Annotated in this window: 9 protein-coding genes; 2 read left to right on the top strand and 7 right to left on the bottom strand. The window is 64.4% G+C overall.

The features are described 5' to 3' along the window. Positions 1-35 precede the first annotated feature (35 nt). From IRZ12_RS13675 to IRZ12_RS13650, 6 genes are all read right to left on the bottom strand, one after another. Positions 36-770, bottom strand: a complete 735-nt coding sequence (locus IRZ12_RS13675; protein WP_296469413.1) for an amino acid ABC transporter ATP-binding protein — start codon at positions 768-770, stop codon at positions 36-38. 43 nt (positions 771-813) lie between these two features. Further along, positions 814-1,506 (bottom strand): ABC transporter permease subunit, encoded by a 693-nt coding sequence (locus tag IRZ12_RS13670; RefSeq protein ID WP_296469410.1) that lies wholly within the window; start codon positions 1,504-1,506, stop codon positions 814-816. 12 nt (positions 1,507-1,518) lie between these two features. Then, a complete protein-coding gene (locus IRZ12_RS13665; protein WP_296469408.1) occupies positions 1,519-2,271 on the bottom strand; it encodes an amino acid ABC transporter permease in 753 nt (250 codons plus the stop codon). A gap of 131 nt (positions 2,272-2,402) precedes the next feature. After that, a complete protein-coding gene (locus tag IRZ12_RS13660; RefSeq protein ID WP_296469406.1) occupies positions 2,403-3,308 on the bottom strand; it encodes an amino acid ABC transporter substrate-binding protein in 906 nt (301 codons plus the stop codon). 243 nt (positions 3,309-3,551) lie between these two features. Continuing rightward, a complete protein-coding gene (gene aspA, locus IRZ12_RS13655) occupies positions 3,552-4,991 on the bottom strand; it encodes an aspartate ammonia-lyase (RefSeq protein ID WP_296469404.1) in 1,440 nt (479 codons plus the stop codon). Between the two features lie 151 nt (positions 4,992-5,142). Next, on the bottom strand, positions 5,143-6,054 hold the full coding sequence (locus IRZ12_RS13650) for a LysR family transcriptional regulator (protein WP_296469402.1): 912 nt from the start codon (positions 6,052-6,054) through the stop codon (positions 5,143-5,145). Positions 6,055-6,230: 176 nt separating this feature from the next. Here IRZ12_RS13650 and IRZ12_RS13645 point away from each other — a divergent pair, with 176 nt between their 5' ends. Both IRZ12_RS13645 and IRZ12_RS13640 read left to right on the top strand, forming a co-directional pair. After that, a complete protein-coding gene (locus IRZ12_RS13645) occupies positions 6,231-6,602 on the top strand; it encodes an acyl-CoA thioesterase (protein WP_296469414.1) in 372 nt (123 codons plus the stop codon). Positions 6,603-6,785: 183 nt separating this feature from the next. Beyond that, the gene (locus IRZ12_RS13640) at positions 6,786-7,388 is read left to right on the top strand and encodes a CoxG family protein (protein ID WP_296469400.1); all 603 of its coding nucleotides are present in this window, start codon (positions 6,786-6,788) and stop codon (positions 7,386-7,388) included. Between the two features lie 13 nt (positions 7,389-7,401). Here the strand turns inward: IRZ12_RS13640 and IRZ12_RS13635 are convergent. Beyond that, positions 7,402-7,828: MFS transporter (locus IRZ12_RS13635; RefSeq protein ID WP_367181591.1), on the bottom strand; the 427-nt coding region annotated here is incomplete at its 5' end.

The following is a 7,828-nucleotide window of genomic DNA, read 5'->3' as shown; positions in this document are numbered from 1 at the left end:
CTCCTGAGGCCGCCCGCGCCCGGAAGCCAGGAGCTTCAATGCGGCAATATCTTGGAGAGGAACTGGCGCGCGCGCTCGGAGCGCTCGCCCCGGGGATCGAAGAATTCGTCCTTGCCCGTGTCTTCGACGATGCGGCCGCCGTCCATGAAGATGACGCGATCGGCGACCTTGCGGGCAAAGCCCATTTCGTGGGTGACGACCATCATGGTCATGCCTTCTTTGGCGAGGTCGACCATGACGTCGAGGACTTCATTGACCATTTCCGGGTCGAGCGCGGAGGTGGGCTCGTCGAACAGCATGGCGATGGGGTCCATCGAGAGCGCGCGGGCAATCGCGACCCGCTGCTGCTGGCCTCCGGAGAGCTGGCCGGGATACTTGGATTGATGGGCCTTGAGGCCGACCCGGTCGAGCAATTTGAGCGCGCGGTCGGCGGCTTCGTCTTTGCCCCGCCCCAGCACTTTCGTCTGCGCCAAGGTCAAGTTGTCCAATACGGAGAGATGCGGGAACAGTTCGAAATGCTGGAACACCATGCCGACTTTGGCGCGCAGCTTGGGCAGGTCGGTCTTGGGATCGCCCACGGAGATGCCGTTGACGATGATTTCGCCCTGCTGGAAAGGCTCGAGCGCATTGACGGTCTTGATCAGCGTTGATTTTCCCGACCCAGACGGGCCGCATACCACGACCACCTCGCCTGCGCCAATGGAGGTCGTGCAGTCGGTGAGGACCTGGAACGATCCATACCATTTACTGACGTGTTTGATCTCGATCATGCGAGACTCCTGTATGACGGTTCATTCCGGCGCGCACGCGCTGCTAGCGGACGATGGCGACGCGCTGCTGGAGAACGCGTACCAGCCTCGAGGCCGTGAAGCAGATGATGAAATAGACCAGCGCAGCGAAGACGTACATCTCGACCAACCGGCCATCGCGCTGTGCCACCTTGGAGGCGGCGCCAAGAAAGTCAGTGATCGATAGCACGTACACCAGGGACGTATCCTGGAACAGCACGATGGTCTGCGTGAGCAGGACGGGGATCATGTTCCGGAAGGCCTGCGGCAGGATGACCGACCCCATGGTCTGCCAGTAGTTCAGCCCCAGCGCATAGGCGGCGTAGGTCTGCCCGCGCGAGACGGACTGTATGCCGGCGCGCATGATCTCGCAGAAAAAGGCCGCCTCGAACATGGTGAAGGTAATGACCGACGACCAAAAGGCACCGACCTGGATGGGGGTGGGAGACCCGATGACCCAAGCGCCGATGTACGGCACGAGAAAGTAGAACCAGAAGATCACCAGCAGCAGCGGCAGCGAGCGCATCAGGTTCACGTACGTCCCCGCCACCGCCGACAGCCAACGGAAGCGCGACAGGCGCATCATCGCGAGCAGGGTGCCGAAAATAATGCCCCCGACGGTTGCCATGGCCGTCAAGGTCAGCGTGAACGTCATGCCCTCCTTGAACAGATAAGGCAGCGAACGCCAGATGACGTCGAAGTCGAAATCGCTGAACATCGCGGCCTCCCCTCAGTGCGATCCGCCGCGCATGGGGCCGATGAATCCCGGCACGGCCACGCGGCGCTCGACCCAGCGCATGAATGTCACGACGATGAGACTGAGGATGAGATACAGCACCGTGGCAGCCGCGAACGCCTCGAACACCTGGAAGCTGAACTCCTGCATGGAGCGCGCCCGGCCCGTCAGCTCGAGCAGCCCTATGGTCATCGCCACCGACGAGTTCTTGATGATGTTCATGAACTCGGACGTGAGCGGTGGCAGGATTACACGGTAGGCAATGGGCAGCAACACGTAGCGATAGACCTGCGCCTCGCGCAGGCCCAATGCAGTGGCCGCCATGCGCTGCCCTCGCGGCAATGATTGGATGCCGGCCCGTATCTGTTCCGCCACGCGCGCCGAGGTGAAGAATCCCAGGCAAAGCACGGCCGGCCAGTACGCGCCCCACGGCGGCGCGATCTGCTTGATGGCGGTTCCCCACGCTTCCGGCAAGGCCTCTGGCATGACGTAATACCAGAGGAAGAGCTGCACTAGCAGGGGAATGTTGCGGAACAGTTCGACGTAGGCTTCGGCCAGGCGCGCCGCCCATTTCACCGGCGTGGTGCGGATGACGCCAATGATCGAGCCCATCACGAAGGCAAGCACCCAGGCCGCCAGCGCCGTGGCGACAGTCCATTGCAGCCCCGACAGCATCGTGTCCAGGTAGGTCCCCTGCCCGTCGGGGGACAGCTCCCAGAAGATCTTCCAGTTCCAGTTGTAATTCATCACCGCTCCGGCGAGATTGCATCGTCCAGCCGCCGGGCCGGACCGATAAAACCAGGGGACCGCGTAGGTCCCCTGGAGTCTTGCTCAGTCATGCGCATGCATGGCGGATTGCCTGGCCGGCCGCTCGCGCATCAACGGTAGGCCGCCGGATCGCCCGAGTCGGTCGGGTTCGCGATGGCTTTCTTGAGCGAATCGCTCATGGGCACCTTCAAGTTGACGTTGCGCGGCGGAATCGGAGAGTTGAACCATTTCTGGTAGAGCTTCTCCAGCTCGCCGGACTTCATCAGCGCCACCACGGCGTCGTCCACGACCTTCTTGAACGCCGGATCGTTCTTCGGTTCGATGACGCCGTAAGGCTCGACGGTGTAAGCCTTGCTGCTGACCATCCATTGATCCGGATTCTTGGAGCTCGCCACCAGTCCGTACAACAGGATGTCGTCCATGAAGAACGCCGCGGCACGGCCGCTGTCGACCATCAGGAACGCATCGGCATGGTCCTTGGCAGGAATGATCTGCATGCCCAGGTTTTCCTTGCCGTTGGTTTCGGTCAGCCACTTCAGGTTGCTGGTCCCGGCGGTGGAGACCACCGTCTTGCCCTTGAAGTCGGGAAGGTCGTTCAGGTTGGCGCTTTTCTTGGCAACGAAGCGCGTCGCGGTGACGAAGGTGGTCGGCGCGAACGAGACCTGCTGCTGGCGTTCCACGTTATTGGTGGTGGAGCCGCATTCGAGGTCGACGGTGCCGTTGGCGATGAGGGGGATGCGCGTGGCCGAGGTGACGGGCGAAAGCGCGATGTTGAGCTTGGGCAGATTCAGGTGGGCCTTGATTGCATCGGCGATCTTGTAGCAGATGTCCATCGAGTAGCCGATGGGTTGCTGCTTGTCGTCCAGGTAAGAGAAGGGGATGGACGAGTCGCGGTAACCGAGCGTCAGCGTTCCGGTGTCTTTGATTTTCTTGAGCCGGCCGGTGAGGTCCTGGGCCGAGACAGACGATGCGGCGACCAGAGCGAGCGCGGCGGAGAACAGCACGAACTTCTTCATGGAATCTCCTTCCTGGATGGGACGGCCCGAGTGTAGCAACAAGCGGGCGGCACGGACATGGCTTTTTACCCTGCCGTGCGAGGAGCGAAGGGTGTGCGCGCGCGCCCCGGGAAGGTGCGCGGCGCGCCGCATTTTCGTGCAGGAGGGGGAGGGAAACCCGAAAAATCCGCGTCCGGCGACGCAGGCACCGATAGGCGCGGCGGGGCGCAGGCCCGTATCGGGCGCATCGAAGCCGCCGACGACTCAAGCCGCGACCTTGTCCTTCCTGTATCGATAAGGCTTGGTCAATACCTCGGGCTTGAGCACCTGGGCGAGTGTCTCCGCATCCAACAGGCCGGCCTCCAGCACCAGCTCCGCCACCGGGCGGCCCGTCCGCATCGCCTCGCGCGCGATGCGCGTGGCGGCTTCGTAGCCGATGACCGGGTTGAGCGCCGTCGCCAGTCCCGCGGACCGCTTCACGGTGTCCATCAGTCGCTCGCGATTGGCCGTAATGCCCTTGACGCAGTTGTGCGTCAGGGTGGCGCACGCCGCTTCCAGGTGGGAAATACTCTTGGCCAGGCTCCACGCGATGATGGGCTCGAACGCGTTGAGCTGCAGCTGTCCGGCCTCCGACGCCATGGTGATCGTCATGTCGTTGCCGATCACCTCATAGGCGACTTGGTTCACCACTTCCGGAATGATCGGATTGACCTTGCCCGGCATGATCGAACTGCCCGCGGCGCGTTCGGGAAGATTGATCTCGTTGAGGCCGGCTTGCGGCCCGGACGAAAGCAGGCGCAAGTCGTTGCAGGTCTTGGAAAGCTTGCAGGCCACGCGTTTGAGCACGCCCGACAGCTGCACGAATGCGCCGGTGTCCTGCGTCGCCTCGATCATGTTGGCGGCCCGCACCAGCGGCAGGCCGGTGATCTCGGCCAGGTATTTCACGGCGAGCGGGCTGTAGTCTGGGTCCGTGTTGATGCCGGTGCCGATGGCGGTGGCGCCGAGGTTCACTTCCAGCATCAGGGCACGCGCCTCGGCGAGCCGCGCCTCATCCTCGCCCAGCATGACTGCATAGGTCAGGAACTCTTGGCCCAGCGTCATCGGCACGGCGTCCTGGAGCTGCGTGCGGCCCATTTTCAGGACGTCGTCGAACTCCAGCGACTTCGCCTCGAACGCTGCGCGCAGCTCCGCCATGGCAGACATCAATCTCTGCAGCGCAAAGCACATGGCGATGCGCAAGGCCGTGGGGTAAACATCGTTGGTGCTCTGCGAGGCGTTGACGTCCTGGATGGGGTGCAGCAGGTCGTAGCGTCCCTTCTCCGCACCCATGAGCTCCAGCGCACGGTTGGCGATGACCTCGTTGGCATTCATGTTGGTGGACGTGCCTGCGCCACCTTGGATCACATCGACGATGAATTGATCGTGCAACGCGCCGTCGATGATCTCCTGGCAGGCCTGCACGATGAAGCCTGCGCGGTCGGGAGGCAGGATGCCCAGGTCGCGGTTGGCGTGCGCCGCGGCCAGCTTGACGCACGCCAGCGCGCGCACTAGGTCGGGCTGGCCACCGATGGTCGAGCCGGAAATGGGAAAATTCTCGCGCGCCCGCAGCGTGTGGATGCCCCAATAGGCATCGGCGGGAATCTCCCGCTCGCCGAGAAGATCGTGTTCGATGCGATAAGCACCCGAGGTAGCGGTACTGCTCATAGGTCGTTCCATTGCGATTTCGCCGCACGGTGCGGCGCTGGGAAACACTCACTATATGCAGGCGCTTCTCGGGAGGGCCAATGCCATGTTCGCATTGGCCGATGTTTTTTTTGCATTCCCAGGGAGCCATCCAGGGCATGCGCGCGGCGACTCAGCGCGAGTGCGACAAATAGCGCCAGAGCGCGTCGACCAGTGGCTTGGCGGAACCGCCCGCAGGTGGCCTTTCGCGATACAGGCGGATCTCCATGGTTTCGGTGTAGGCCGCGCCGGCGCAGGCCAGGCGCCGGGACGCGACCTCCCGGGTGACGGCGCTCTCGGGCAGGAAGGCAACGCCGTGCCCTTCGAGTGCCATGGCCTTCAGGCCTTCGGCCATGTCGGTCTCATACTGTTCGTCAAGCGCAGGCCGGGGCTGGGCCGCCGAAAGAATGAGCTCGGCAATGCGACCCAGGTAGGCGTTGGGCGCGTAGGCGAGGTAAGGCGCCGGCTGCGTCTCGCCCAGCACGTATTGGGGCGTGCCGTCGGGATTGCTGCGCGCATAGGGATAGACTGCCTCGGTGCCAAGCACCAGGACGTCATAGTGGCGCGGATCCAGTTGCACCGGCAGGCTCGGGTGGTAATAGACCATGGCCAGGTCGCTGCCGCCCTGCACCAGGCTCATGGCTGCGTCGTGCACGTTCAGCGCCATCAAGCGCGCGGTGAAGCGGGGCAGCCCTGCTTCGGCGCGAATGCGGCTCAGCCATTGCGGGAAAAAGGTCAGCGACAGGGTATGCGGCACGGCAAAGTCCAGCACCGCCTGGGAAGCCGGCCGCATGCCGCGCAGCATGGCGCGGGTTTCTTCCAGCTTGGCGAGCATGGCGATGGCCTCGGCCCGGAAGGTCTCTCCCGCCGGGGTCAGGCGCGTGGGATACACGGTGCGGTCGACCAGGTCGGTACCCACCCAGGCCTCGAGCGCCTGGATTCGGCGCGAGAAGGCGGGCTGCGTGATGTGCCGGAGTTCCGCGGCCCGCGAAAACGACCGTGTTTCAGCGAGCGCGATGAAGTCCTCGAGCCATTTGGCTTCCATGCTTGCAACCGTGGAGGAACGGAGAAAAATTGTACCGTGGGCCGGATCGCGGCCGACTACACTTGCCCGTTTTGCGGGGCGGCCACGAGCCCAACCGCGTTTTTTCTCCGGAGTCCGACGTGACCACTTCTCTTCCGTATCCTCCCCCTGCCCCCGGTTCCCTGCCTGAAGGCCAGATGCCCGTGCTGCGCGTCATCCCGATGCCGGCCGACGCCAACCCCTCGGGTGACGTATTCGGCGGGTGGATCATGGCCCAGGTGGACCTGGCCGGGTCCGTGCCCGCGCAGGGCCGCGCGAACGGCCGGGTCGCCACCGTCGCGGTGACCTCCTTCGTCTTCAAACAACCCGTCTTCGTCGGCGATCTGCTGAGTTTTTACGCCCACATCGTCAAGACCGGGCGCACGTCCATCACGGTCGCGGTAGAGGTCTATGCCGAGCGCATACGCCTGAACTCAGAGGTCGTGAAGGTGACGGAAGCGACGCTCGTGTACGTGGCAACCGACGCGCAGCGGCGCCCCAGGCCCCTGCCGGACCTGCGGGCCGGGTGATTGCGCGTCGCGCCGCCGGCGGCGGGCGGCCATGCGTCGCCCCTGTGCGGGCAAGGGGCAGGCTGGACAACTCTGGGCGTTCGGTGGCACATTGACCACAGGGCGCCTCGCCCAGGCCAAGCCGGCTCAGACCGGCCTGCTCACCCGGCGGCATGCCCGCCCATACGGCGAAGGAGACACATCATGGAACTATCTGGTTCGCGCCTGATTCCTGCGTCTCAAGAGCGCACCTGGCAAAAGCTCATCGCCCCCGAGACCCTCAAGGTCTGCATCAGCGGATGCGAGAAGGTCGAGCGGATTTCCGAGCATGAATACCGCGTGAACCTGCGTGCCGACGTCGGCCCCGTCTCTGCCCGCTTCGAAGCCTTCCTGGAGCTCTCTGACATCCGTCCCCCGCACGCCTATCACTTGCGCTTCGAAGGAACGGGCGGCGCGGCCGGTTCGGCCAAGGGCTACGCCGACATCCGGCTTGCGCCGGAGGCTGGCGGCACGCGGCTTTCCTATGCTGCGCACGCCGACCTGGAAGGCGGGCTGAGCCAGCTGCGGCCCGACCAAGCGGAGAAAATCGCGCGCAAGATGATGGACAACTTCTTCGCGCTGTTCTCCGTATGCGCCTCGCCGGCGCTCGATCGCCCGGCCCCCCGGCGGCCGCGCAACGCCCGCCCGGCCGCCGCGGCCCCAAGCCATGCCTTGCACATGCCCGCGCAATGGCTCAACCGGCTATCGTGGCTGCTCGTGCTTTGCGTGATCGGCGGGCTGGTGGCTTACCACACCTTCATGCGCTGAAGCGTGGCGGCGCTCAGCGCCGCACGTTCTTCATCTTGATGCGCAGCGAAAGCGCCATCATGGCGGCGCAGAGGACGACCGCCGTGACCAGGCCCGCCTTGATGCCGGTGACCACGGAAGTGCGCGCGATGACGATGCCCACGAGCGCCGTTCCCACGGCGCTGCCGAGCATGCGCGTCGTCTGGATCAACGCAGAGGCGACGCCGACGTCGCGGCGCTCGGCGATCATCTGCATGAACAGCGTCAGGTTGGGGATGATGAACCCCAGCCCGACACCTGAAATACAGAAGGCCGAAACGGCAAAGGCCATCGAGGCGCCGCGCTCGAGCAACGTGACCCCCACGCATCCCACCGCGAGTAGCACTGCGCCGAACACCATCAGGCGCTGGGGCTGGGTCTGGGTGGGAAACATCCTGCCGTTGATGACGCTACCCACCGGG

The sequence above is a fragment of the Pigmentiphaga sp. genome, assembly GCF_019689535.1.
GTDB lineage: Bacteria > Pseudomonadota > Gammaproteobacteria > Burkholderiales > Burkholderiaceae_B > Pigmentiphaga.
The sequence above is the reverse complement of the archived record's forward strand: the minus strand, read 5'-3'. Positions and strand labels throughout refer to the sequence as shown.

Bases quoted from the DNA above. Each gene is read 5' to 3' on its own strand.
- IRZ12_RS13640 (WP_296469400.1), top strand. From the start codon at position 6,786: ATGGAACTATCTGGTTCGCGCCTGATTCCTGCGTCTCAAGAGCGCACC.
- aspA (WP_296469404.1), bottom strand. From the start codon at position 4,991: ATGAGCAGTACCGCTACCTCGGGTGCTTATCGCATCGAACACGATCTT.
- IRZ12_RS13665 (WP_296469408.1), bottom strand. From the start codon at position 2,271: ATGAATTACAACTGGAACTGGAAGATCTTCTGGGAGCTGTCCCCCGAC.
- IRZ12_RS13670 (WP_296469410.1), bottom strand. From the start codon at position 1,506: ATGTTCAGCGATTTCGACTTCGACGTCATCTGGCGTTCGCTGCCTTAT.
- IRZ12_RS13650 (WP_296469402.1), bottom strand. From the start codon at position 6,054: ATGGAAGCCAAATGGCTCGAGGACTTCATCGCGCTCGCTGAAACACGG.
- IRZ12_RS13675 (WP_296469413.1), bottom strand. From the start codon at position 770: ATGATCGAGATCAAACACGTCAGTAAATGGTATGGATCGTTCCAGGTC.
- IRZ12_RS13645 (WP_296469414.1), top strand. From the start codon at position 6,231: ATGCCCGTGCTGCGCGTCATCCCGATGCCGGCCGACGCCAACCCCTCG.
- IRZ12_RS13660 (WP_296469406.1), bottom strand. From the start codon at position 3,308: ATGAAGAAGTTCGTGCTGTTCTCCGCCGCGCTCGCTCTGGTCGCCGCA.